Source organism: Lysobacter niastensis (assembly GCF_031457115.1).
GTDB classification, from domain to species: Bacteria; Pseudomonadota; Gammaproteobacteria; order Xanthomonadales; family Xanthomonadaceae; genus Lysobacter_J; species Lysobacter_J niastensis_A.
Window position 1 is genome coordinate 306,345 of sequence record NZ_JAVDVY010000003.1, and the last position, 22,702, is coordinate 329,046.

General features: G+C 65.7%; 27 protein-coding genes. 16 read left to right on the forward strand and 11 right to left on the reverse strand.

The genetic code is table 11. From position 1 onward, the window contains the following. Window positions 1-15 precede the first annotated feature (15 nt). Both J2X06_RS16065 and J2X06_RS16070 read left to right on the forward strand, forming a co-directional pair. Window positions 16-492 (forward strand): NUDIX domain-containing protein, encoded by a 477-nt coding sequence (locus J2X06_RS16065; protein WP_310064158.1) that lies wholly within the window; start codon window positions 16-18, stop codon window positions 490-492. Window positions 493-644: 152 nt separating this feature from the next. Then, window positions 645-1,790 carry a serine hydrolase domain-containing protein gene (locus J2X06_RS16070; protein WP_310064159.1) on the forward strand — a complete coding sequence of 382 codons (1,146 nt, stop codon included), beginning with the start codon at window positions 645-647 and terminating at the stop codon, window positions 1,788-1,790. 20 nt (window positions 1,791-1,810) lie between these two features. Here the strand turns inward: J2X06_RS16070 and J2X06_RS16075 are convergent, their stop codons facing one another. Then, the gene (locus tag J2X06_RS16075; protein ID WP_310064160.1) at window positions 1,811-2,170 is read right to left on the reverse strand and encodes a helix-turn-helix domain-containing protein; all 360 of its coding nucleotides are present in this window, start codon (window positions 2,168-2,170) and stop codon (window positions 1,811-1,813) included. A 369-nt stretch (window positions 2,171-2,539) separates the two neighbouring features. Between J2X06_RS16075 and J2X06_RS16080 the strand changes: the two genes are divergently transcribed. From J2X06_RS16080 to ahr, 3 genes are all read left to right on the forward strand, one after another. Next, a complete protein-coding gene (locus J2X06_RS16080; RefSeq protein ID WP_310064161.1) occupies window positions 2,540-3,085 on the forward strand; it encodes a peroxiredoxin in 546 nt (181 codons plus the stop codon). Between the two features lie 3 nt (window positions 3,086-3,088). After that, entirely contained in the window at window positions 3,089-3,541 is a 453-nt protein-coding gene (locus tag J2X06_RS16085) for a hypothetical protein (protein WP_310064162.1), read from the forward strand. A 123-nt stretch (window positions 3,542-3,664) separates the two neighbouring features. After that, window positions 3,665-4,672 (forward strand): NADPH-dependent aldehyde reductase Ahr, encoded by a 1,008-nt coding sequence (gene ahr, locus J2X06_RS16090; RefSeq protein WP_310064164.1) that lies wholly within the window; start codon window positions 3,665-3,667, stop codon window positions 4,670-4,672. Between the two features lie 57 nt (window positions 4,673-4,729). Here ahr and J2X06_RS16095 read toward each other — a convergent pair whose 3' ends face one another. Further along, the gene (locus tag J2X06_RS16095) at window positions 4,730-5,098 is read right to left on the reverse strand and encodes a YciI family protein (RefSeq protein ID WP_310064166.1); all 369 of its coding nucleotides are present in this window, start codon (window positions 5,096-5,098) and stop codon (window positions 4,730-4,732) included. Between the two features lie 188 nt (window positions 5,099-5,286). Beyond that, window positions 5,287-5,715, reverse strand: coding sequence for a VOC family protein (locus J2X06_RS16100; protein ID WP_310064168.1), 429 nt, complete (start codon window positions 5,713-5,715; stop codon window positions 5,287-5,289). A 209-nt stretch (window positions 5,716-5,924) separates the two neighbouring features. On the opposite strand from J2X06_RS16100, the gene J2X06_RS16105 reads away from it, so the two are divergent. Beyond that, window positions 5,925-6,290 (forward strand): DUF1428 domain-containing protein, encoded by a 366-nt coding sequence (locus J2X06_RS16105; RefSeq protein ID WP_310064169.1) that lies wholly within the window; start codon window positions 5,925-5,927, stop codon window positions 6,288-6,290. Window positions 6,291-6,428: 138 nt separating this feature from the next. On the opposite strand, the gene J2X06_RS16110 is transcribed toward J2X06_RS16105, so the two are convergent. Continuing rightward, entirely contained in the window at window positions 6,429-6,857 is a 429-nt protein-coding gene (locus tag J2X06_RS16110; RefSeq protein WP_310064170.1) for a GFA family protein, read from the reverse strand. Window positions 6,858-7,090: 233 nt separating this feature from the next. Here J2X06_RS16110 and J2X06_RS16115 point away from each other — a divergent pair, with 233 nt between their 5' ends. From J2X06_RS16115 to J2X06_RS16140, 6 genes are all read left to right on the forward strand, one after another. Continuing rightward, window positions 7,091-8,395 (forward strand): BamA/TamA family outer membrane protein, encoded by a 1,305-nt coding sequence (locus J2X06_RS16115; RefSeq protein ID WP_310064173.1) that lies wholly within the window; start codon window positions 7,091-7,093, stop codon window positions 8,393-8,395. Window positions 8,396-8,508: 113 nt separating this feature from the next. After that, the gene (locus J2X06_RS16120) at window positions 8,509-8,997 is read left to right on the forward strand and encodes a plastocyanin/azurin family copper-binding protein (RefSeq protein ID WP_310064175.1); all 489 of its coding nucleotides are present in this window, start codon (window positions 8,509-8,511) and stop codon (window positions 8,995-8,997) included. 178 nt (window positions 8,998-9,175) lie between these two features. Then, complete coding sequence (locus J2X06_RS16125; RefSeq protein ID WP_310064177.1) at window positions 9,176-10,081, forward strand: hypothetical protein; 906 nt, start codon at window positions 9,176-9,178, stop codon at window positions 10,079-10,081. A 140-nt stretch (window positions 10,082-10,221) separates the two neighbouring features. Further along, window positions 10,222-10,971: a phosphatase PAP2 family protein gene (locus J2X06_RS16130; RefSeq protein ID WP_310064178.1), complete on the forward strand. Its 750-nt coding sequence runs from the start codon at window positions 10,222-10,224 to the stop codon at window positions 10,969-10,971. 120 nt (window positions 10,972-11,091) lie between these two features. Then, the gene (locus J2X06_RS16135; protein WP_310064180.1) at window positions 11,092-11,235 is read left to right on the forward strand and encodes a hypothetical protein; all 144 of its coding nucleotides are present in this window, start codon (window positions 11,092-11,094) and stop codon (window positions 11,233-11,235) included. Continuing rightward, window positions 11,232-11,693: a YaiI/YqxD family protein gene (locus J2X06_RS16140; protein ID WP_310064183.1), complete on the forward strand. Its 462-nt coding sequence runs from the start codon at window positions 11,232-11,234 to the stop codon at window positions 11,691-11,693. The genes J2X06_RS16135 and J2X06_RS16140 overlap by 4 nt, the downstream gene beginning before the upstream one ends. Window positions 11,694-11,764: 71 nt before the next feature. Here J2X06_RS16140 and fabR read toward each other — a convergent pair whose 3' ends face one another. Next, the gene (fabR, locus tag J2X06_RS16145; RefSeq protein WP_310064184.1) at window positions 11,765-12,481 is read right to left on the reverse strand and encodes an HTH-type transcriptional repressor FabR; all 717 of its coding nucleotides are present in this window, start codon (window positions 12,479-12,481) and stop codon (window positions 11,765-11,767) included. A gap of 65 nt (window positions 12,482-12,546) precedes the next feature. On the opposite strand from fabR, the gene J2X06_RS16150 reads away from it, so the two are divergent. The 3 genes from J2X06_RS16150 to J2X06_RS16160 all read left to right on the forward strand — a co-directional run bounded on the left by J2X06_RS16150 (window position 12,547) and on the right by J2X06_RS16160 (window position 15,913). Continuing rightward, window positions 12,547-13,668 (forward strand): ferredoxin reductase, encoded by a 1,122-nt coding sequence (locus tag J2X06_RS16150; RefSeq protein ID WP_310064186.1) that lies wholly within the window; start codon window positions 12,547-12,549, stop codon window positions 13,666-13,668. 7 nt (window positions 13,669-13,675) lie between these two features. Next, window positions 13,676-14,812: a fatty acid desaturase family protein gene (locus J2X06_RS16155; RefSeq protein WP_310064188.1), complete on the forward strand. Its 1,137-nt coding sequence runs from the start codon at window positions 13,676-13,678 to the stop codon at window positions 14,810-14,812. Window positions 14,813-14,971: 159 nt separating this feature from the next. Beyond that, window positions 14,972-15,913 carry an alpha/beta fold hydrolase gene (locus J2X06_RS16160; RefSeq protein WP_310064190.1) on the forward strand — a complete coding sequence of 314 codons (942 nt, stop codon included), beginning with the start codon at window positions 14,972-14,974 and terminating at the stop codon, window positions 15,911-15,913. A 3-nt stretch (window positions 15,914-15,916) separates the two neighbouring features. Here J2X06_RS16160 and J2X06_RS16165 read toward each other — a convergent pair whose 3' ends face one another. Next, complete coding sequence (locus J2X06_RS16165) at window positions 15,917-17,380, reverse strand: HD domain-containing phosphohydrolase (RefSeq protein WP_310064192.1); 1,464 nt, start codon at window positions 17,378-17,380, stop codon at window positions 15,917-15,919. 198 nt (window positions 17,381-17,578) lie between these two features. Between J2X06_RS16165 and J2X06_RS16170 the strand changes: the two genes are divergently transcribed. After that, window positions 17,579-18,349 (forward strand): alpha/beta hydrolase, encoded by a 771-nt coding sequence (locus J2X06_RS16170; protein WP_310064194.1) that lies wholly within the window; start codon window positions 17,579-17,581, stop codon window positions 18,347-18,349. 85 nt (window positions 18,350-18,434) lie between these two features. Here the strand turns inward: J2X06_RS16170 and J2X06_RS16175 are convergent, their stop codons facing one another. The 5 genes from J2X06_RS16175 to J2X06_RS16195 form a co-directional block, all read right to left on the reverse strand. Beyond that, window positions 18,435-18,890 (reverse strand): DUF6010 family protein, encoded by a 456-nt coding sequence (locus J2X06_RS16175; protein WP_310064195.1) that lies wholly within the window; start codon window positions 18,888-18,890, stop codon window positions 18,435-18,437. Window positions 18,891-19,023: 133 nt separating this feature from the next. Further along, window positions 19,024-19,677 carry a hypothetical protein gene (locus J2X06_RS16180; protein ID WP_310064197.1) on the reverse strand — a complete coding sequence of 218 codons (654 nt, stop codon included), beginning with the start codon at window positions 19,675-19,677 and terminating at the stop codon, window positions 19,024-19,026. A 25-nt stretch (window positions 19,678-19,702) separates the two neighbouring features. Next, window positions 19,703-20,488: a DUF899 domain-containing protein gene (locus J2X06_RS16185; RefSeq protein ID WP_310064199.1), complete on the reverse strand. Its 786-nt coding sequence runs from the start codon at window positions 20,486-20,488 to the stop codon at window positions 19,703-19,705. A gap of 179 nt (window positions 20,489-20,667) precedes the next feature. Continuing rightward, window positions 20,668-21,354, reverse strand: a complete 687-nt coding sequence (locus J2X06_RS16190; RefSeq protein WP_310064200.1) for a glutamine cyclotransferase — start codon at window positions 21,352-21,354, stop codon at window positions 20,668-20,670. 44 nt (window positions 21,355-21,398) lie between these two features. Continuing rightward, window positions 21,399-22,619 (reverse strand): helix-turn-helix domain-containing protein, encoded by a 1,221-nt coding sequence (locus J2X06_RS16195; protein WP_310064202.1) that lies wholly within the window; start codon window positions 22,617-22,619, stop codon window positions 21,399-21,401. Between the last annotated feature and the right edge of the window lie 83 nt (window positions 22,620-22,702).

Sequence of the window (22,702 nt, forward strand, 5' to 3'; positions counted from 1 at the left end):
TTCGGCGAATCCGCCTTGGCTGCGACGAGCGCCGGCATCGTGCTCTACCGGCATCGCGACCGCGCGGTGCAGGTGCTGCTCGCGCATCCGGGCGGGCCTTTCTGGCGCGGTCGCGACGAGGGCGCCTGGACGATTCCCAAGGGCCTGGTCGAGCCCGGTGAGCACCCGCAGGCGACGGCGCGGCGCGAGTTCGAGGAAGAGATGGGGACGATGCCGGCCGGCGAACTGCGGCCGCTGGCCCGCATTCGCCAGCGCGGCGGCAAATGGGTCGAGGCCTTCGCGTTGGAAAGCGACTTCGAAGTGTCTGCACTGCGCAGCAATTCCTTCACGCTGGAATGGCCGCCGCACAGTGGACGCCCGGCCGAGTTTCCGGAGGTGGATCGGGCCGAATGGTTCGCGCTGGACGAGGCCCGTCGAAAGATCCTCGCCAGCCAGGAGCCGCTGATCGATGCGCTGGTAGAACTGCTCGATCAAGCGGCAGGTTCGGCGTGAAGAACAAAAGCGTCATCCCGGCGCAGGCGAGGATCCATCCCTCCGACCTTCGCTGACACTCGCGGTCTCACTGTCGCTTGCAGGGTGGATTCCCGCCCTCGCGGGAATGACGGCGTTATGCTGCGCGAAAAACACCCCCGGAGACACGCTTGATGCTTCGCTTCCTCCGCACCGCCATGGTCGCCGCGGTGCTGCTGCTCGGCACGCCCGCCTGGGCCGCCGACTACGTTCCGCCGCGCCACAACTGGGCCCGCCAGGTACCCGCGCAGGCCGGTTTCGATCCGGGGAAGCTGGCCGCGGCCGTCGACTACGCAAAGAGCAAGGCCGAAGTGCAACCGGCCGACATGCGCCAGGCGCTGCTGGACTACTACGCAACGCGCGAACCGGGTTACCGCATCCTGGGCCCAGTGGTGGCGCGCGACAAAAGCAGCGGCCTGATCGTGCGCGGCGGCCGCATCGTGGCCGAATGGGGCGACATCGACCGCGTCGACATGACCTTCAGCGTGGCCAAGAGCTACCTGTCGACGGTGGCCGGCCTGGCCGTCGAAGACGGCGCGATCGCCTCCGTCGACGATCGCGTCGCCCCGTACATGCCGGGTCCGTGGTTCGAAGGCGAACACAACGGGCCGATCACCTGGAAGCACCTGCTGCAGCAGACTTCGGACTGGAGCGGCACGCTGTGGGACGTGCACGACTGGGCCGACCGCCCCGAAGGCGACGATCCCTCCAAGCGCACGCTGCATGCGCCCGGCACGCACTACAAGTACAACGACGTACGCGTGAACCTGCTCGCCCTGGCCCTGATGAACGTCATGCGCGAGCCGCTGCCGCGGGTGTTGAAGTCGCGAATCATGGACCCGATCGGCGCTTCCTCCACCTGGCGCTGGCACGGCTACGACAATTCCTGGGTGCTGGTGGACGGGCTCAACATGCAGTCGGTGTCCGGCGGCGGGCATTTCGGTGGCGGTATGTTCATCAGCGCCACCGACCATGCGCGCTTCGGCCTGCTGATGCTGCGCAACGGTCAATGGGGTAACCGGCGCCTGTTGTCGAAGGACTGGATCGCGCGCGCCATCCAGCCATCGCCGATGAAATCCGACTACGCCTACCTGTGGTGGCTCAACACCGGTCGCAAAGCGATACCTGCCGCGCCGGAATCGGCGTTCTGGGCCGCGGGCTTCGGTGGCCATTACATCTACATCGATCGCGAGCACGACCTGGTCGTGGTGCTGCGCTGGACGCCGGATCTTGGGGGAGTGGTGACTCGCGTGCTGGAGGCGATCGAGCAGCGGGGATAGCCATCGCCTCGACGGCAGGCTCAGAGCGACAAGAGCTCGATCACCTTGACCACCGCTTCGCGCTTGCGCGGCGCCACGCGCCGCAATCCGATCAGCGCGCGGCTCTCCAGTTCGTCGCGGGCGTAGTCCTGCACGACCACTGCCATATCGAACGCGCCAGGCTCCGGCACGCTCTCGCCCCGCCCGGTGGCCAGCCACTCGAAATTCACCTTCGTCTCGCAGGCGATCTGCGCCAGGTGACCGACACTCGGGCTGGTCCCGTGGTCGCGCTCCCATTGCGTCACCGCGCTGCGCTGCACGCCGAGCCTGCGCGCCAACTCCGTCTGCGTGAGTGCGGCCATTGTCCGTGCGCGGCGGATGCGCGAAGCCATCGAAAACATGAAAGCCCTCCCTGTGCCTTTCCCAAAAATCCAAACGTAAGTCCCGCTTACGGCCGGCCCTTGGGGGATCACTGGACGGGGCATCCGCGGGCAGAGTTCAACAGGCCCGGGCGTGCAGCGCAAGCTATGGCAACAAAAGGCGCCAAGTGGAGAGAATGGCTGCCCTGCAAGCGTTTCTTCCCCCGGTTGGGTAACCCGGCTTACTTTCGTTGCAGCGTATGCCTTGGGGAGGATGGGCGATAGTGATACTTAACATGTTCGCCTGACACTGCAGCCACCGCGGGTGCCGGAAGCCCCGCCAGTCGCAGCAGGTTTGGAATGGAACAGAAAAGCGTAATCTCCCGCTTTCCCTTCACCCCGGAGCGTCCCATGAAAGCCCTGTCGAAGCTCGCCGCTTTCGCCTTCCTCGGCGCCGTCGCCTTCGCCGCACCGAGCCTTGCCGCGCTCAAAGCCGGCGCCAAGGCACCGGATTTCACCGCGCAGGCCTATCTCGCCGGCCAGCCTTTCACCTTCAAACTCGCAGACGCGCTGAAGAAGGGTCCCGTGGTGGTGTATTTCTTCCCCGCCGCCCACACGCCCGGCTGCAATCTCGAGGCGCACCTGTTCTCCGAGGCCGTCGAGCAATTCAAGGCGCACAACGCCACCGTGATCGGCGTCACCGCAGGCAACGTCAACGAACTCGCCGATTTCTCGAAGGAAACCGAGCACTGCGGAGGCAAGTTCCCGGTCGCCGCAGACCCTGGCGCGAAGATCGCCAAGCAGTACGACGCCATCCTGTCCATGAAGCCCGAATGGTCCAGTCGGACGTCCTACGTGATCTCGCCGTCGGGATCGATCGCGCATGTCTACTCGGATCTCAACCCCAACCAGCACGTGAAAGAAACGCTCGACGCGGTGAAGGCGATGCAGAAGTAGCGGTTGGCCACTGTGCTCAAGGCGCTTCTGTTGCTGACCTTGTCTCTGTCAGTGGTTTGCACGCCGGCAATGGCGGTGTCATGCGGCGGTCGCACGCCAGTAAGGCAGGCATTTGGCTCCGCGAGCGAAGTCTTCTCGGCGTACGTTGAAGAGATTTACACAGGATCCGGCTTCGGTCGCAACGATATTCGCCTGGCCAGGCTGAGGGTGCTGCAAGCATGGAAAGGCAGCCTCAAGCCTGGAGAGGTGGTCTCGGCTACCGCAGAGGACTCCATTAACTTCATCAGTGACGGCTTCGTTCCGCTTCAGCATTCGAGCGTCCTCGTTTATGCGAGCGGCGCACAGCCCTTCATGCTTCACGCGTGTTCGAGAACGACTTCCTTGGAGGCCGGCGACGACGATATTCCGGTGTTGAACAGGCTCTCCAGGAAGCGCGAGCCCCCATCCGGCGACTAGGTCCTCACGTTCGGCATGCTTCAGGAATCCGCAGGCTCGGCGTCCCACAGGCGCCGCCCTGCCCCGATCACGAAGCGACAACACCGCCCGCGTAGCATCGACGCCTCCATCCGGAATGCCTCCATGGCGACGATCAAGGCTTGGGCGGCCCGCGCCGTCGGCGAAAGACTGGAACCTTTCGAGTACGATCCCGGCGCGCTCGGCGCGGATGAAGTCGAGATCGCCATCGAGCATTGCGGCATCTGCCATTCCGACCTGTCGATGCTCGACAACGAATGGGGCATGACGGTCTACCCGTTCGTCCCCGGACACGAAGGCGTCGGTCGCGTGGTGGCGCTCGGCGCACAGGCCAAGGGGCTGGCGATCGGCCAGCGCGTCGGCATCGGCTGGAATGCCCACAGCTGCCTGCATTGCGAGCAATGCATCGCCGGCCGCCAGCATCTGTGCCAGGAGGTGCTGGGAACGATCACCGGACGCCATGGCGCATTCGCCGACAAGGTGCGCTGCGACTGGGTGTGGGCCGTGCCCATTCCCGACGCCCTGCCCTTCGCCGACGTGGGACCGCTGCTGTGCGGCGGCATCACGGTATACGCACCACTGGAAAATCTCGGCATCCGGCCCACGGACCGCGTCGGCGTCATCGGCATTGGCGGGCTGGGTCACATGGCGCTCAAGTTCTGTCGCGCCTGGGGGTGCGAAGTCACCGCATTCACCTCCAGCGACTCGAAGGCCGAAGAGGCCCGCGCGTTTGGCGCGCACCGTGTCGTGTCCAGCCGCGACAGCGCCGCGATCCAGGCGCTGGCCGGCACGCTCGATCTGATCATCGATACCGTCAACGTGCCGTTGGACTGGAATGCGCTGCTGGCCGCGCTCGCTCCGGGAGGCCGCATGCACGTGGTCGGTGCGGTGCTTGAGCCGATCCCGGTCGTCGCGTTCACCCTGATCTCCGGGCAGAAAAGTGTGTCGGGCTCGCCGACCGGCTCGCGCGGCAGCATCGACGCGATGCTGGATTTCGCTGCGCGCCACGGCATCGCGCCGCAGACCGAGCACTTCCCGATGAACCGCGTCAACGATGCGCTGGACCACCTGCGCGCGGGCAAGGCGCGATACAGGATCGTGCTGGACGCATAGGCGATTGGCCCGGGCAAGGCTGAAGGCCAGACCCGGGCAACCCGCACGGTCGTGGCATCAACCTTTGCCGCATCCCTCGCCCGCTTCCTCCAGTTGGCGCACCTCGCACTCCAGGTTCCACTCGTCGCCGTGGATCGCCAGGAACCGCTTGGTGTGCTCGATCGCCTCTTCCTTCGACCCGGCTTCGAGCAGGGCGAAGCCGCCGATCACTTCCTTGGTCTCGGTGAACGGCCCATCGGTCGTGGAAACCTTGCCGTTGCGCAGCCGCACGCGCGTGCTGTCGGACGTCGGTCGTAGCCCGGCGGTGTCGAGCAGTACGCCGGCCCGGGTCATCTCCTCGATCAGCTTGCCCATGTCGGCCATCAGTCGCTCGCTCGGCACCTGGCCGGTGTTTTCCTCGATACGGATCATGGAAAGGAAGCGCATGGTGTTCTCCTCGGAATCGTCGTTGCGGCGCGCGGTCGCCGGAGGTTTCCGGGCAGAAAACCGCGCTCCTTGCCAGTGCGACGAACGGCGGAGCTCCGGATCGACACAACCTCAAACAAAAAAACCAGGCAACCCACGCAGGGCGGGTTTCAGCCCACCGGCGCGAAGGCGGCCAACCCCGCCGGGCATCAGAACGCCACCTTCACCGAAGGCGCGCTGCGCCTGGCTTCGCCGTGAAACACGGCCTCGATATTGTTGCCGTCCGGATCCATTACGAATGCGGCGTAATAGCCCGGATGGTACGACCGCTCGCCAGGGCCGCCGTTGTCGCGGCCGCCGTTGGCGATGGCGGCCTTGTGGAACGCCTCGACCATCGCACGGTCGCGTGCCTGGAATGCCAGATGGTGCCGTCCTGTCAATTCGCCTTGCGCCGCCTCGTTGTCGGCCGTGGAGACAAACAGCTCGTCCGCCCAGAAGTAGCCATCGCCCGTCCCGCCCATGGGCACCTCCAGCACGTCGAATACGGCTGAGTAGAACGCCTGGCTGGCGGTGAGGTCGCGCACCACCAATTGCACATGGTCGATCAGACGCCCGCGATGCAGTTCGTTCGTTTCCATTCATCACTCCGCGAATCCAAGAACGTAACGGTGCAATTTTTAACAGGCGGTTAGGCCGGGCGCCGTCACACGGTGTTGATTCCAGATTCGGCATTGGCGCGTTCATCGAATGGCCCACGCCCACCTGACTTCTTCTTCGCGACGCTCTGACCGTGCATTAACCGCGAACGGTGCATCTTTTGATGCTCACTCTTGCATGGGAGGCAGGCATGTCCTACGTCGACGGTTTCGTATTGGCAGTACCGAGCGCCAACAAGCAGAAGTTCATCGATCACGCCAGACAGGGCGATTCTGTTTTCATGGAATACGGCGCCACCCGCGTCCTGGAATGCTGGGGCGACGATGTTCCGGAAGGAAAACAAACCGACTTCCGACGCGCCGTGAAAGCGAAGGACGACGAGTCGGTGGTGTTCTCCTGGATCGAGTGGCCGGACAAGAGCACGCGCGATGTCGGAATGAAGAAGGTAATGGAGGACCCGCGGATGAAGCCCGAAACCAACCCCATGCCTTTCGATGGGATGCGGCTGATTTACGGCGGCTTCTCGCCGGTGGTCGAACTCAAATCGAAGTCCTGATGAAGTCCTGATCGATTGCCTTCGTCCGCAAGGACGAAGGGGCAACCGCAGCTGGATGCAGAAGCTGCATACAGATGAAACGAGGCCCGCCTGCGAGCGGGCCTCGTTTCGTGCGAACCCTGCCGCGTCCTGCCGGCGCTACTCGGGCAGCGCCACTCCCGACCCGCCCAGTTCGGATGGAAAATCCTTGAGCTTGGGCAGCCCATCCTTCATCGGCAGCACCGTCTCCGCGTAATTCACGTGCACGGCCGGCGCGAACGCCACCGTCGGGATGATGGCGGCATAGACGTCGGTCAGCCCGAACGGCGGGTGATGGGTCATCAGGTGGCCGCCACAGCGCGTGCAGAACTGCCGGTCGCTGTTCGCGGTTTTCTGGTAATGCCCCACCAACTCCGCGCCCTGGGTGACCTTGACGTTCTCCGGCTTCCACAAGGTGAATGCATTGACCGGCCCGGCGGACCACGCGCGGCAGGACTCGCAGTGGCAGTAGCCCATCGCCTCGGGCGCCCCGGTGACCTCGATGCCGACGGCGCCGCAGAAGCAGGTGCCGGTATGTGTATCGCTCATCTGACCGTTCTCCCAAAGGTGCGTTTATGCATTGCACGCCCTCGGGCCAACGCCATGCCGTAACCGGGCCGGACACGCCATGGCCGACCGCCCTGGCTCCGCGCGTTCGCCCGGGTGACCACCTGCAAGAACGCCATACACACGGCACGAGAAAATAGGCGGAGCAAGAATCTCCGCACGAGGTCGAACCCGCTGTGCGGCCCGCCCCAGGTTGTCCGCGACCAGAGGGGAAAATGAACCGGCTGTCTTTCGTCACCTATTGCCTGCCTGGACTACTCATGTGCGCGCATGCCTCTACGGCGGCCGCGCAGGTGCCCGAACCCGAGCCGGTTCCCCGCATCGTCGAGATCCGGCTGAGCGGCAACGAAAAGACCCGCGACAAGGTCATCCTCCGCGAACTGGACCTGGCTCCCGGCGATCCCGCCGACCCCGGTGCGATCGAGAACGGCCGGCAGGCGGTGCTGGACCTGGGACTGTTCCGCACGGTCGAAGCCACCACACAACCGGTACCGGGTGGCGTGGTCCTCAACGTCGACATGCGCGAGAAGTACCACCTGCTGGTGGTCCCGCGCGTGGACGCCAGTTCCGACCGTGACGTCAGCTACGGCGCGCAGCTGCGCTGGTCCAACGTCTGGGGCCTGAACCACCGGCTCAACCTGACCGTGGAATCCGGAGACTTTCCCGAGGAACGCGACCGGCGCGAGGAAGACGACGCGCGATTGAGCTACCGAGCGCCGTATCTGTTCGATACTCCCTACGAACTGCGCGCCCGCCTGGAACGCCTGGAACGCATGACGCCGGTCATCGACCTCGCCACCAACGAAGTCACCGACGACACCTTCGACGAAACCTTCGACCAGGTCGAAATCGGCTTGGCACGCGACCTTCGCACCGATCGTCCGCGCAGTGGCTGGATCGTCGGCGGCGGCCTGTTCTGGCAGCGCCAGGACACGTCGGGCGATTTCGCGCCGCCGCCGGACGGTGAGGCCCTCGCATTGGTGGGCACCGCCGAGTTCGACGACGTGCGCTTCCACCTGTACAGCGAAACCGGCCGGCGCTTCAACGCCCGCGTCGAAGCCGCCGGCAGCGGCCTGGGCTCGGACTACAGCTATACCCGCAGCAACGTGGACTACTTCCAATCCAAAGCCCTGGGCGAAACACCGCACCAGACGTGGGAAGTGGTGGGCAGCGCCGGCCTGATCACCGGCGGCCCCAACAGCCGCAACGAGTTCTCGCTGGGGGGCTCCTCGCGCCTGCGCGGCTACGATTCGGACGACCTGGAAGGCAACCGCTTCTACTACGGTTCGTTGCAATACCTGCGCCCCCTCAAGTGGAACTGGCTGCGCCTGCTGGCCTTCGTCGAGGTCGGTGGCACGGACGATGATCGCGAAGGCCTGCGCGACGGTTCGCCCTACGCCGACATTGGCGTGGGTGTGCGCATCCGCCTGACCTGGTTCGTCAACGTCGAGATCGAAGCAGGCTGGGCATATCCGCTGCGCGGCGGTGAGGGTGTCAATTTCTTTGCGTCCGGCCATTGATCCGCGTAGGACTCGTCACCACTGCGCTTACATCCTTCGGGGGAAGGCCTCGCTTTCCGGCTCCGCGGCCGTCCGGCAGACCGTCGGTCGGTCGTTGTCACTGTCGCGCGCAATTGCGCTCCACAGCCCCTCCGATCGGCCTGCCCGGCAGCCACGCGTGGGCGGACAGTCCGCGCGAAAGCGCCACCGTCAGTTTCGGCCAGTGGTTGAGCTCGCCGCCGCTCGACCGCTTCCCCAACGCGCAGGGCACGCCCTTCGACAACGTGCATCAGCTCAATCCCAACGTGGTGACGATCAAGGCTGGCGGCAGCGTCAACTTCATCGTCTCGGGCCTGCACAACATCATCATCTACGACGACGGCACCGAGCCGGAAGACATCAACGCGAACCTCACCCGGCTAACCACCAACCCGAACCCGCCGACCGTGCCGATCATCGACGACCCGAACAACCGGATCTACCGCGGCCTCGATCCCACCCTGCAACCACGCGACCGGGTCGAAGTGGTCAACTTCTCCACGCCCGGCACCTACCTGGTGATCTGCGGCGTACTGCCGCATTTCAATCAAGGCATGTATGGATACGTGAGGGTGTTGCCGTAGCGATCGGCAAGATCGCGCCCGGCATCGGCGACACGGGATTTGACATGCACGACCCCGCCAAGACGGGGTCGTGCTTTTGTCGGGATCCCAAGGCGCTGCATAAGGCTCCGTTTGCACGCATGCGGAGCTCGGGGAAGCACTTGTATAGTGCGCGCCTGATGTCACAGGACCCGGCGCCATGCACGGCCATGTAATTGCAGGCGCAGCACTGCTCGTCGCGATAGTCGGACCTCTGCTGCTTGGGTTCGCTGGTCTGATGCATGCACGTCGTGCGCGGTCCGCCGCCGCAGCCCCGCCATGGGACTGGAAGCTGACGATCCGCTCGACCCTGCTGTACGTCCTGGCCTTCAACCTCACCTTCTTCATCCAGGAGTTGTTCCTGGTGCTGCCCAAGGCGTTCACGCCTGGCCTGCGCCCGACGCTGTTCCACAACAACCATCAGTGGGAAGGGACACATCCGCTGGCCAGCCTGTTCCAAGGCACCGGCGCGTTGGCGACGGTGCTGACCTCCGCGGGTTGCCTGTGGTGGCTCAAGCGTGGCTCGGGCACCTCGGGTAACGCACGGCTGCTGCTCATCTGGATGGCGTACTGCGGAATCTTCATGGCATTGCCGCAAGTAGCCATCGGCGCGATCAGCGCCAGCAGCGATCTGGGCATGGCCATGACCTACCTGCAGCTGGGCAATACCACCAGGCTCGTCGCCGCGATGGTCGCATTGGCCGCACTTCCGCCCATCGCGCTGTGGCTGACCGGCCCGCTGCTCGCTCTGGCGGATAGTCCTGATCGCATCGCCACTCCAGGTGCACGCACGCGCTTCGTCTTCCTCGTGGCGACGCTGCCAGTACTCCTCGGCACCGTGCTCATCATCCCGTTCCGCGTGCCGCGCGAGTGGATCGAAGTCGTTTTGCTGCCGGCCTGGGTGGCGGTGCTCGGCGTGACCTGGATGCAGGCCGGCGCCTGGCGCTTCGACGGGGTGCGCGCGAGCGGCAACCGGGCAGGCTCGGTGGCCAAACCCCTGGCCGCAGTCCTGCTACTGCTGTTTGTCTTCCAGTGTGTCCTGCGACCTGGCATCGCCTTCCACTGACTCCAACGCAGGCAGCGCGATCTGAACCCGCGATCCACGAATTGCGGGCCGGATCTTCGCAGTCGCCATCAGGAATCGACGCGCCCGCGACGAGGCATCCGCGAAGATCAGGTCAGCCTTCCAAGCGTACGGGCCATGCCATGCCTTCCGACGCACTCGTTCATGTCGGCCTCGCCGCGGCCGGACGCGCGCCCGCGGGCTTCTACCGGCGCCACCTGCTGTGGCCCTTGCTGGCGTTCATCGCGGCGGCTGCCGCACTCGAAGTGTTCGATATCGACCGCGCATGGGCCAGCCGGCTGTATCTGGCGCAGGGAAGCGATTGGACACTGCGCTCGTCCTTCGTTGCCGATACGGTGATCCATACCGGAGGCCGCCTGCTCGCCATCAGCGCATGGCTGGCGACGCTGACGATCTGGATCGTCGCCCTGAGACGCGAACACCTGGCGTCCTGGCGCTGGCCGCTGGCCTACCTGCTCCTGGCCACGGCCAGTGCGGCGCTGCTGGTGGGATGGATGAAGTCGTGGACCAACATGGACTGTCCCTGGGATGTGCTGGGCTATGGCGGCACGCGCCCCTATCACGGGCTGTTTGCAGCGCGTCCTGCCGGCGTTCGCGGAACCTGCTTCCCGGCTGCGCACGCCAGTGCCGGCTACTGCTGGCTGGCCCTGTACTTCTTTTTCCTCGCCACGCGCCCGCGCTTTCGCTGGCTCGGGCTGGCCGTGGCGATCGGCCTGGGCGTGCTGATCGGCTTCACCCAGCAACTGCGCGGCGCCCATTTTTTCTCGCACGACCTGTGGTCGCTGGCGATCTGCTGGCTGGTCGCGCTGGGGCTGTATGCGGCGATGCTGCAGGGCAGGACGCAGGCTGGATGTCCACGGCGTCTCAGGTAACCGGGAAATCGGGCTTTTCATGGCAGCGGCAGATGAACCCGTCCCCGAGCTCACCCGGCCCGAAAACAGCATCCCCCCCTGCAACCGCTACACTATTCGCCAATCCCCACGAGATCGCCCATGGCCAAGCCCAACTATTCCTTCGAGAAACGCCAGCGCGAAATCGCCAAGAAAAAGAAGCAGGACGAGAAACAGGCTAAAAAGCAGGCTGCCAAGGACGTCGCGAATCCGCCGGCACCCACCAAGGACGATTCACACGGGTGACCGGGCCCACCCGTATCTGGGTGGACGCCGACGCTTGTCCAGGCGTGATCAGGGAGATCCTGTTCCGCGCTGCGGAACGCGCGCAGGTCCAGGTCACCCTGGTCGCCAATCAATGGCTGCGCACCCCGCCCTCGCGCTTCATCCGGGCCTTGCAGGTTCCCGGCGGTTTCGATGCCGCTGACGCGGCCATCGTCGAGCGGGTCCAACCCGGCGATCTGGTGGTCACGCAGGACATCCCGCTCGCCGCACTGGTGCTGGAAAAAGGCGCGCAGGCCGTGAACCCACGCGGCGAGCGCTACACCCCCGACAACATGGCTGAGCGCCTGTCGATGCGCAATTTCATGGAGGAACTGCGTGGCAGCGGCGTGCAGACCGGCGGACCGTCTGTCTTCCACGCCCGCGATACCCAGGCCTTCGCCAATCAGCTGGACCGCTGGCTGGCACAGCGCTCTCGCTAGGCATCTGCCCCACTGGCAAAAAGCCCCGCTTCGAACAGACTTGGTGCCGTTCGCAGCGGACATCGACAGCGTCATTGGCCGGATCGACGCGACTCCGCCCGGCCCACCGCGCGCGCGCCGGCCAGGATCATGCGCACCATCTGCGTCATCTGGTCGATCAGTTCGGCGTCCTTTTCCGGTGGCGAATCCATGGCCGTGGCCCCCATGGCGAACACCAGCCGCGTGATCGCCTTGGCGACCAGCGCCGGTTCGTACAGCGCGACGTTGTCGGCGGCGTACAGGCGAACCAGGTCGATGCGCAGCTCCTCCTCGAAGAACATCAGCTCGCGATCCACCGCCCGCTTGAACGCATCCGACCCGACGGTGCCCTCGCGCAGCAGCACGTGCAGCAACTTGTCATCGGCCCGCACCTGCTCCACGAACGCCTCCACCGAGCCGCGGACGATGCTGTGATCGGTCGTCGCGCGATGGCGCGCCGCGCCCACGATCTTGCGCAGCGACTGTCCCGCCAGATCGATCAGCGCAACGGCCAGTTCATCGATGTCGCGGAACTGGCGATAGAAGCTGTTCGGGGCGATTCCGGCTTCTCGCGACACCTCGCGCAGGCTCAGGCTCGACACGCTGCGGTGCGGGCCGATCAGGCGCAGGGCCGCCACGAGCAGGTCGTCCCGGGAAATGGCGGCCTTACGCCCGGAGGTCAGATCGGTCTCGGCTGGGACGCTCTCGGCGGGAATGGCTCGGTGGGTCACGGCAGTGGTCATCGGCGGAAGGCGTACGTCAGAACGCATCATATCCATCAGACTTAATATACACGTGTATACACACTTGTCTTTCCATGTGTATAGTCAGGCCCATGAGTGCTGTCCGCCGCCCCACCCCGCGTCGTCCCCGTGGCCTCCTGAAGGGCCTGTTTCGCCCCCTGGCCACGCCGGAAGTGTTTGATTTCTGGGCCTCCAGGCTCAATCCGACCTGGTCCTGGAACCGTCCGCTGGCGAGGATCGTGGAGCGTCGCAACGAATCCAGCGATGCCGTCACCCTGCTGCTGCAACCCAACCGCCACTGGAAGGGCATACGGCCTGGCCAGCACCTCAACGTCAGTGCCGAGATCGACGGTGCGCGGGTCACGCGCAGCTACAGCCTGAGCGACACGCGCCGCGCCGATGGCCGCATCGCGATCACCGTGAAGGCGATCGCGGGCGGCAAGCTCAGCCAGCACCTGTGCCGCGTGGCCAAGGTCGGCGATGTGCTCGACCTCGGTGCGGCCTTCGGCGACATGGTCCTGCCTGAGCGGGTGGACGAGTCCTGGCTGTTTCTCGCCGCCGGCAGCGGCATCACGCCGCTGATGGCGATGATCCGCGAACTGGCGGCACGCTGCATGCCGACACCTCTGACCCTGCTGTACTGGGCACGCACCCGCGATGAACTTTGCTTCGTCGACGAACTGCGCGAACTGGCCGAGAAGCACAGTGGTTTCCACGTCCACTTCCTGCTGACCCGCGACACGGCGACCGCCGAAGACGAACGCGAGGGCCGCATCAGCGACGCGCAGTTGTCCGCTCTCGTGCCGGAACTTGAGGCGCGCCGCATCCATGCCTGTGGTCCGGGCGGGTTCGTCGATGCCGCCCGTGCGCTGGTGGCATCGCATGCGGTGGAGTTCAAGGCAGAAGCGTTCACCCCGCCGCAGCTCGTGCTTAAAGACAACGCGACCGAAGACAACGGCACCGTGCAAGTGACCTTGGCGGCAAGCCAGCGAACGCTGACGTTGCCGCGCGGCCAGTCGTTGCTGAAGGCGCTGGAGGCCGAAGGACTGAAGCCTGCCTCCGGCTGCCGCATGGGCATATGCAACACCTGCGCCTGCGGCAAGCGATCGGGCACGACCCGGCACCTCCACACCGGCGATACCGAACACGAACCCGTGTCCGCGCTTCGGCTGTGCGTCAACGCCGCGACCAGCGACCTGGTCCTTGAACTGTGATCCCGTGATGCGCTCGAATTCCAGGAACCGCACGAACCCCAGGAACCGCGCATTGACCGCGGCCGAACTCGAGCGCTTCGGCGTCGAACTCGATGCGGTGCGCGCCCGCACCGTCGCCACGCTCGGACAACGCGATGCCGATTACATCCGCGCGATCGTCAAAGCCGTGCGTTACACCGGAGTCGCCGGCCGGGGTTTGCTGTTCCTGGGCGCGTTCGTGCATAGCCTGCTGGTGCCCGCATGGATCGTCGGCGTGCTGCTGCTCGCCCTGTCCAAGATCCTCGAGAACATGGAACTCGGCCACAACGTCATGCATGGCCAGTACGACTGGATGCGCGATCCGCACCTGGACGGAAGAACGTACGAGTGGGACATCGTCGGCACCAGCGACAACTGGCGCAAGACGCACAACTTCAAGCACCACACCTACACCAACGTGCGCGGCATGGACGACGACATCGGCTACGGCCTGCTGCGCATCTTCCCCGAACAGCGCTGGAAGCCGTTCTACCTGGCGCAGCCGATCGTGGCGGTGATCTTCGCGATCCTGTTCGAATGGGGCATCGCGATCCAGGACCTGCGACTGGGTCGCTGGTGGTACGGCAAGACCAGCAACGCGCAGATGCTCAAATTGTTCCGCCCCGTGGGCCGGAAGATGGCCCGCCAGGTGCTCAAGGACTACGTGCTGTTCCCGCTGCTGGCCGGCCCGTTCTTCCTGCCGGTGCTGCTGGGCAACGTGGTGGCCAACGTCCTGCGCAACCTGTGGACCTACACGATCATCTTCTGCGGGCACTTCACCGCGGAGGTGGAAACTTTCCCGAAGGATTCGATCGTCGGCGAGTCGCGCGGCCATTGGTACCTGCGGCAGTTGCGCGGATCTTCCAACCTCACCGGTGGAAAGCTGATGAACCTGATGTCGGGCAACCTGAGCCACCAGATCGAACATCACTTCTTCCCCGACGTGCCGGCCAACCGCTACGCCGCGATGGCGGTCGAAGTGCGCGATATCTGCAGACGCTACGGCCAGCACTACAACACCGGCTCGCTGCCGCAGCAGTTCGGACAAGTGATCTGGCGCATCCTGCGTCATTCGTGGCCCAGCCGGCCCGTGACGAGGGCGCCGGCGACGCAGCTGCAATCCTGAGCGTGCGTCGCTGGCGGATGCAATGACCGCGCAGGTCGATAGCTTTCCTACTCAATTGACGGAGCGATACGGAGATATCGCTGCCGTGATGAAGCGTTCACCCGGCCCGCGTATGGTTGCAGCGAACCCGCGGCTGGTTCGCCCATCAAGGAAGCTGACATGTACCGCTCGAGGGCTATGACACGAGCCTGGCTCGTTGCGTTGTTGCTCAGCGCCCTGCCGACACTTCAGGCAGCGGCCGAGGTACGACCGTTCCCCACCGAATTTCGCGAAAGCCAGATGCCGGTCACAGGCGGTACGCAGTATGTCCGGGTCGGAGGAAAAGGACCGGCGGTGGTGCTGCTGCATGGCTTCGGCGACACAGGCGACATGTGGGAACCGCTGGCGGCGCAACTGGTCAAGGACCACCTGGTGATCGTGCCGGATCTTCGTGGCATGGGCCTGTCGTCGCATCCCGAAGACGGCTACGAGAAAGCGGCCCAGGCCCGCGACCTGGTCGGCATCCTCGACAGCCTGAAGGTGAAACAGGTGCAACTGGTAACCCACGACATCGGCAACATGGTCGGATACGCGCTCGCGGCGCGCCATCCGGGACGGGTGACCGCGTGGGTTGTGATGGATGCGCCATTGCCCGGGATGGGAACGTGGCAGGCGCAACTGGTAAACCCGAAAGTGTGGCACTTCAATTTTCGTGGCCCGGACGTGGAGCGTCTGGTTGCAGGTCGCGAGCGCATTTTGCTTGATCGGTTCTACAACGACCTCGGGGGGGACCCCGCAGGCATCGACGAACAGACCCGCAGGCACTACGCCGAGCTCTATGCGATACCAGGTGCCATCCACAATTCCTTTGGTGGACAGTTCGAGGCTTTCTCGCGCGACGCCGAGGAGAACAAGGCGAACTTCGCGAAGGTTGGCAAGCTCGACATTCCGGTACTCGCGATCGGCGGCGACCATTCCTATGGCGCCTCCATGAAAACCGAAGTGCAGTATGTTGCTTCTAACGTCGAAGGCGCCGTAATCGAGAATTCCGGGCACTGGATCATGGAGGAGCAACCGAAACAGGCGGTCGACCTGATCGCCGCATTCCTTGCCAAGCATTAGCGATCAGAGCAAACCCAGCTGTGTCGCCTTCAATGTAGCCGCCGCACGCGTCGAGCACTCCAACTTTCGGAACACGCTCTCGACATGAGTACGCACGGTGCTGGGACTGATGGACAGTTTCTGCGCCACCACCTTGTTACTCGCGCCAAGGCTGATCCAGCGCAACACATCCCGCTCGCGCTGCGTAAGCAGACCGGTCACCGGCGCGACAGGCAACCTGGCCTTGTCCGGTCGCGGCGTCTTCAGGAGGGCCCGGACAACGTCGGCGTCGTAGCGCCCGGCGTCGGCTTCGGCCATCAGCAGTGTGCCTGCGGCGTCTTGCGCAAATGCATCGCGCCAGGGACGCGCGACGCATAGAGCGGCCAGCGCCGCCGCCGCCGCAAGGATGCGTCCTTCGATCGGAATGCCCTCCGCCCTGGCTTCGCGGTAATAGCCGGAGCCATCCGTCCGTTCATAGGCATACGACGCGACTTCCGCCTCGCCCGAGAGCGAACCGATTTGTCGCGCGGCTCGCCCGGTCCAATAGGGAACCAACCGCACCCGCTCCCACGCCGACTCCGCCAGTTTGCCTGGCGTGTCCCAGATCATGTTCGGCACCGCGGCGCGGCCCATGCCATGGATGAGCGCGGCGCGATACACCTGCTGCTGGCGAGGTGCGTCCAGCCCGAGTTGGTGCGCGGCGTCCCTGGCCAGTTGCGCCACCCGAAGCGAATAGCCGGTCATCCATGGCAACTTAAGGTCGATGACATGGGCCAGGATTTCCAATGAAGTCGTGCGGCCGGAGAACGCGGCGTCGAGCGAACACGGGCCGGACAGCGTCGGGTCGTCCTCAAGCGCCGCCAGCCATTGCGAGGCATTGGCGATGACCGGCTTGGCTAGACTCAGTGGATACAGGACGTCCGCACGCTGTCCGATGAGCTTGCATGCCTGATCAAGGCCGTACAGGCGATTGAAGATTTCAAGATCGCCGGCGAGCGACGCCATGAAGACCGCGGCCGGAATCCGGTCGCCACTCAGGCCATCTGGAGCGCCGCTTCCGTCGTAACTTTCAAACAGGTGCCGAAGCGCGAATTGCGTCGCTTCATCAAGGCCCAACTGCGCGGCGATGTCTCCTGAGACCTCGCAGTGAATGCTCGACAACGAGTGGAACGCCGATCCCCTGCGGCGAGTACCGGACCGAAAGCTGCTGCCGGAGGATTGGATTGCGAGCAACGCCTTTCGTCCACTGACATCGTCACCGAACAACTGCGCGAACTCGGGCGCATTCGCAGTGCAGCCGGACCAGCGAAGCAGTGCGACGGCGGTGGCTTGCCTACAGGTGGCGTCATCGGCACCGACGGCCCTGGCCAATTGCCCGGCAATCCAGGCGGCACGCGGCGAGTGATCGGTGGGTTGCCCCATGGCCAGGTCGCCCACGAACGAGAGCGAGCGGATCACATCCAGCAGGGGAACGGAGGAAATGTCCACGTCGGATCGATTGCCTGTGCAGTGGCCGGGAAGTCTAGCGCTGCCCTACCCGCCGGGACCTCGGTCATTCAACCGATGGTGCGCGATGGGTGGGCCGCGCAAGCTGCGCCTCGAGCTGATTGCTATCCCGCTCTCCCCCAAGTGATGCAAGTCCCGCGTTTTGTTCTCTCGCCCTTCACCTGTTTTTTGGAGAATCCCATGAACCTCAAGATCCTCGCCGTCGCCACGGCCGCCGCCATGACCCTTGCGTCCACCGCCAATGCGGCAGCCTCCAAGACTGCGGAAGCCGCCAAGAACGTCGTGCTGGTGCACGGCGGTTTCGTCGACGGCTCCGGCTGGCAGAAGGTCTACAACATCCTCAAGAAGGACGGCTACAACGTCACCATCGTCCAGAACCCGACGACCACGCTTGCCGACGACGTCGCCGTCACCAGGCGCGCGATCGCCCAGCAGGACGGCCCCGTCGTCCTCGTCGGCCACTCCTACGGCGGCGTCGTCGTCTCGGAGGCCGGCACCGACCCCAAGGTCCAGAGTGTGGTCTACATCGCCGCGTTTGCCCCCGACCGGGGCGAGTCGGTGCAGACCCTGATCGCCAATCCGCCCCCGGGCGCGCCGGTCCCGCCGATTCTCCCGCCGCAGGATGGTTTCCTGTTCCTGGACCGCGCCAAGTTCGCGGACTCGTTTGCGGGCGACGTCACGGCCGACGAAGCCAACTTCATGGCGGACTCGCAGGTGCCGTGGGGTGTCGAGGCGTTGGGTGGCGCGGTCACCGAACCCGCCTGGAAGACGAAGCCGAGCTGGTACCTGGTGGCCACCGAAGACCGCATGATTCCGCCGCCGGCACAGCAGATGATGGCCAAGCGTGCGGGCGCAACGGTGGTCGAGGTTCGCGGCAGCCATGCGATCTATGTATCGAAGCCGGAAGCCGTCGCCAAGCTCATCGAGCAGGCCGCGCAAGGCAAGAAGTAACTACGATCAAGGAGCGGAGTGCCTTGCGCGCTCCGACTCCCCCTCCTGGCACGGCTCGATTCCGGCGTTGAATGTCCGCTTGGGCTCAGAGCAGGCCGCGATCGTGCCAGATCACCAGCAGACCGGCGCCGACGATCACGTCGATCACCACGCACCAGGGCACGTACCACTGCGGGATGGCGACCAGCGACAGCCGTGAACGGTTATGGTGCGCAAAATCCCATGCGGCATGCGCGAAATAGGCGACCGCGAGCAACACCGGCCAGTACAACAGCCCCAGCAGACCGGACACGGCGAACAGCCCGGCAACGTTGAATTCGATCCATTGATGGCGGCTCGAGCCGTTGACGACAGCGAAGCCGAAATAGATGCCGGCGATCAGGGCGATCAGGATCGCAGCGAACGCCAGCGATGCTTCGGTGGTGAGAAATGCATGCGGCAGAAGCGAAGCGATGCCGACCGCGATGCCGGTGAGGATCGGTCGGCGCGAAAACGGCGACGATTGCGCGTGCCCGTGTACATGGGAGGGGGCGGCGGACATGACGGAATACCCGGATACGGCAGTTTCGTAATGCTGCCATCGGGGATTGATGGACGAAGTGAAATCCAACGCAGGGGCCTTGGCGAGCATCGAGGCCTCCAGCCCTGCCGCCTGGTCGTCCTCGCTGGCTGTGTCAGCGAAGCGTCATCAACAGCACACCCGTGATGGCCAGTGCGGCAGTCCATGCATGACGCAGCGCGGCGCCGCTCAGCAGGCGGGGATGCACGGTGACGCCGAGGCACACGCCGGTGGCGATGGCGCCGGTCGTGACCAGCATGGCCGCCATGTGGACACCGACGGCCGCCAGTGCCAGGACCAGCGAGCCGGAGGCGGTGATCTCGCGCGCCGGCGTGTCGGCCATGCATAACGGCACCAGCGCTGGGACCAGCATCAAACCGGCGCCGTGCGCGGTGGCCATCAGGCAGGACCAGAGCGCGATGCCGGCGTGCGCGCTGATGTGGGTGCTGGCGACGTGATTGCTTGTCGTGCGCTGTCCGGCATTACGCAACCAGCGGAACGACGCCACGCCGATGAGCAACGCACCGGCCAGTCTCTGGACCAGCGTGCGGTCCATCAGGATGCCCTGCCCAACGGCGAAAACCACGATCGCGACCGATGCAGCGTGCCCGATCGCGATGGGCAGCAGAGCGCGTCGCACCTGTGTGCGTCGCAGCTGCGCGCAGCCGCGCGCGCCCCATGCAGCGGCGAACATCCAGCCATTCGCCGGGTTCAGCCCATGCAAGGCGCCGAGCCCGGCGACAGCCAGCCATGGCCACAGCATTTCCACGATGCATCCCGATCGGGCGTCAGGCTCACGCCTGCGACGCGCAGCACGCGGCGGCCATCGGCGACGCACTCGCCGGCGCTTCCGGCGCGTAGCGATCGTGGTGGCGCACCCACGCCATCGGATAATCCATCTCGTCCTCGTCGCGGCCCTTGGGCGTGAGATCCAGCAGGTTGTAGGTGTGCATCATCACCTCCACGCCGCGGCCGTAGCGCGAGTAGGTGTGGAAGACCTGGCCTGCTTCGTCGCGGCAGAAGATGCTGATGCCGGGCGCTTCCTCGTGCGGGAACGGCTGACGGGCGTAGTTGTAGTCCACCTTGCCGCGGGACATCTCGTCCTGGGTGAAATTGACGCCGAAGTCGTGGTTGAAGTCGGTGCCATGCGAGGACACCCACTTGAACCGCCAGCCCATGCGCTGGCGGAATCGTTCGATGTCGGCCAGCGGCGCGCGCGAGACGGCAACCAGCGTGACATCGCGCTGCACCAGATGGAGGTTGGCGCCATCGTTGTGGTCGGCCATGTACGAGCAACTCTTGCAGCCCTGCTCCCAGCCCGGCGCGAACATGAAATGCTGCACCAGCAACTGGCTTCGACCTTCGAACAGGTCGGCGAGGTTGCGAGGGCCTTCCGGCGTTTCGAAGACGTAGTCCTTCTCGACGCGCACCCACGGCAGCGCTCGGCGCTCGCGCGCGATCTGGTCCTGCAGGCGGGTGAGTTCCTTCTCGCGCGCCAGCAGCGTCCTGCGCGCGGTGAGCCATTGGTCCCTGGACACGACGGGATGATCAACGTTCATTTCCGCAATTGCGATGTTCATGGTGTGCTCCTCGGGCCCGATGGGCCTTCATGGATTAACGGATGCGCCGGTCCCGCATCGCGGTGGCAAAGCGCACCCGTCTCCGGTCGACGGACCGGAAGGGGGATGGACAGGCAGGGGCCGCTTCGTGCCCGGATGGGTGCTTCAGGCGCAGCCTGGTTCGCGCATCGAAGGGCCGTTCATGGCGCCACTCGCTTCGGTCGCCGCACGGCGCGGACCTTTCCGCTCGGTCCGCCGCCGCAATAGAACAGGTCGGCGCCGTCGGACTCGAGCCCGCTGACGCCCGTGCCAGGCGGCATTTCGAGCCGCTCGAGCACGGCGCCGCTGTCCGGGTCGATGTGGCGCAGTTCGCTCTCGTCGCCGTCCCAGGTGCCGTGCCACAACTCGCCGTCGACCCAGGTCACGCCGGTGACGAATCGGTTGGACTCGATCGTGCGCACGACGGCGCCGGTTTCGGGATCGACCTGGTGGATCCTGCGATCGCGGTACTGCCCTACCCACAGGCTGCCTTCGGCCCAGGCCAGACCCGAGTCGCGGCCTTCGCCCGGCGAGGGGATCGACGCCACGACGCTGCCGGTGGCGGGATCGATCTTGTCGATGCGCGCCTCGGCGATCTGATAGAGGTAGGTACCGTCGAAGGCGGTGCCGGCGTGGGCGGCGCAGTCGAGCGTGCGCGCGACCTCGCCGCTGTCGGGGTCGAAGGCGAGCACCTTGGATCCGGCGGCGGCCCACACGCGGCGGCCGTCGTAGGTGACGCCGCCGATCTGTTCGACGCCGTCGAACGGGCCGTACTCGCGCACGATTTCAGCGGCGCGCGCCGGTAGCTGCCCTGTCGCCTCGTCTGTCATGCCTGGGGTGCGGGTCATTGCCTGGCTCCTGATGGCGCCCGTCTTGGCGCCGCAGGGACAATCTACTCAGGCGGCAGCGCGGCGGGGAGTAACAAGATCGTCGTGAATCCGACCAATGGCGGTGCCAGCCAGCGCTGCGCGCGTGCGCGACCGATCGAGCGCACCTCCCCGGAGGCCTCAAGTTCGACGAGCGCACGCTGTACCGTGCGCTGGCTGTCGCCGAGGGCCAGCGCGATGGCCGAAGTGGACCAGGCCGCGCCATCGGCGAGCAGCGCCAGCAGCGACGCCTGGTCGCCATCGATGGGGGGCACCAGCACGACGACGGCTCGCCCATCGCGCGGCACGAGTGCGAAACCGTGCGCAGTGGCCTCGATATCCGCCAGCGGCGCGACCAGCGCGCGCAGCCGGCTGATCTCGACGCGCAGGCGTGCGCGGTGTGTCTCGTCGAGGCCACGGGTGTGGAAGACGCGCGCGATCAGGTCGTTGCGATCGACATCGCCGGGCCAGCCTTGCGCAAGCGCGCGCAGCAATGCGAACAACACCGGTCGGCGCGCCAGCGATTGCCAAACATCACCGGCGCGCAGCCCGCGCCGGCAGGCATCGACCACCAGCGCGCCCGAGGCCAGCAGCGCTTCGACCTCGTCGAGGCGCAATGGTTGCTCGTGGCCGGCGTGGATACGCCGGGCAGCGGAACGATCGAGCGCGGCGCGCGCCTCGTCCACCTCGGCGATGAGCGCAGGCACACGTGCGCGTTGCGCCGCATCGAAGGCGCGGCCGAGCGCCGCCCGCGCCGCCGCCGTTCGCAACGAGCGCAACGCCACTTCGGCCGTGGCCAGTTCGGCCACCGCCGCCAGCGATGGCGGCAGGTCGAGCGTGTCGAGGCCGGCCAGCGAGGATGCGGCCTCCTCGAGGCGGCCGAGCAGGAGCAGCCGGCGCACCGCGATCAGGCGCGCTTGCAGCGCATTGGCGTGATCGGCACGAGCGTCCAGCGCGGCCGCGGCCTGCGCGAGCGTACGCGGCGAGCCGCCCAGCTCGCGCATGGCGAGGGCCACCTCGGCCTCCGCAACGACACAGCGGGCGCGCGCCAACTCCTCGCGCGCGCCGAAGCCACGCGCGGCGCGCCGGAGAAGTTCGCGGGCGCGCGGATACTCGCCAAGCTGGGCCATCGCGATGCCGCGCAGGGCGAGCGCCGGCGGGTCGTCGCGCAGAGCGACGCGCTTGAGGGCGCCGAGCGCGTCGCCGGCGACCAGCGCGCGCCCGGCGGCAGCAATCAGGGAGTCCATCGCGACAGGCTACTGCGCCGCACCTGGTTTCGCACAGGGATCAAGCAGGCTGAACCGCTTGAATGGTGGCTCAGGGTCGGAAG

Coding starts and splice junctions, on each gene's coding strand:
- J2X06_RS16070 (WP_310064159.1), top strand. CDS start 645: ATGCTTCGCTTCCTCCGCACCGCCATGGTCGCCGCGGTGCTGCTGCTC.
- J2X06_RS16075 (WP_310064160.1), bottom strand. CDS start 2,170: ATGTTTTCGATGGCTTCGCGCATCCGCCGCGCACGGACAATGGCCGCA.
- J2X06_RS16080 (WP_310064161.1), top strand. CDS start 2,540: ATGAAAGCCCTGTCGAAGCTCGCCGCTTTCGCCTTCCTCGGCGCCGTC.
- ahr (WP_310064164.1), top strand. CDS start 3,665: ATGGCGACGATCAAGGCTTGGGCGGCCCGCGCCGTCGGCGAAAGACTG.
- J2X06_RS16095 (WP_310064166.1), bottom strand. CDS start 5,098: ATGCGCTTCCTTTCCATGATCCGTATCGAGGAAAACACCGGCCAGGTG.
- J2X06_RS16100 (WP_310064168.1), bottom strand. CDS start 5,715: ATGGAAACGAACGAACTGCATCGCGGGCGTCTGATCGACCATGTGCAA.
- J2X06_RS16105 (WP_310064169.1), top strand. CDS start 5,925: ATGTCCTACGTCGACGGTTTCGTATTGGCAGTACCGAGCGCCAACAAG.
- J2X06_RS16110 (WP_310064170.1), bottom strand. CDS start 6,857: ATGAGCGATACACATACCGGCACCTGCTTCTGCGGCGCCGTCGGCATC.
- J2X06_RS16115 (WP_310064173.1), top strand. CDS start 7,091: ATGAACCGGCTGTCTTTCGTCACCTATTGCCTGCCTGGACTACTCATG.
- J2X06_RS16125 (WP_310064177.1), top strand. CDS start 9,176: ATGCACGGCCATGTAATTGCAGGCGCAGCACTGCTCGTCGCGATAGTC.
- J2X06_RS16130 (WP_310064178.1), top strand. CDS start 10,222: ATGCCTTCCGACGCACTCGTTCATGTCGGCCTCGCCGCGGCCGGACGC.
- J2X06_RS16135 (WP_310064180.1), top strand. CDS start 11,092: ATGGCCAAGCCCAACTATTCCTTCGAGAAACGCCAGCGCGAAATCGCC.
- fabR (WP_310064184.1), bottom strand. CDS start 12,481: ATGCGTTCTGACGTACGCCTTCCGCCGATGACCACTGCCGTGACCCAC.
- J2X06_RS16150 (WP_310064186.1), top strand. CDS start 12,547: ATGAGTGCTGTCCGCCGCCCCACCCCGCGTCGTCCCCGTGGCCTCCTG.
- J2X06_RS16155 (WP_310064188.1), top strand. CDS start 13,676: ATGCGCTCGAATTCCAGGAACCGCACGAACCCCAGGAACCGCGCATTG.
- J2X06_RS16160 (WP_310064190.1), top strand. CDS start 14,972: ATGTACCGCTCGAGGGCTATGACACGAGCCTGGCTCGTTGCGTTGTTG.
- J2X06_RS16170 (WP_310064194.1), top strand. CDS start 17,579: ATGAACCTCAAGATCCTCGCCGTCGCCACGGCCGCCGCCATGACCCTT.
- J2X06_RS16175 (WP_310064195.1), bottom strand. CDS start 18,890: ATGTCCGCCGCCCCCTCCCATGTACACGGGCACGCGCAATCGTCGCCG.
- J2X06_RS16185 (WP_310064199.1), bottom strand. CDS start 20,488: ATGAACATCGCAATTGCGGAAATGAACGTTGATCATCCCGTCGTGTCC.
- J2X06_RS16190 (WP_310064200.1), bottom strand. CDS start 21,354: ATGACCCGCACCCCAGGCATGACAGACGAGGCGACAGGGCAGCTACCG.
- J2X06_RS16195 (WP_310064202.1), bottom strand. CDS start 22,619: ATGGACTCCCTGATTGCTGCCGCCGGGCGCGCGCTGGTCGCCGGCGAC.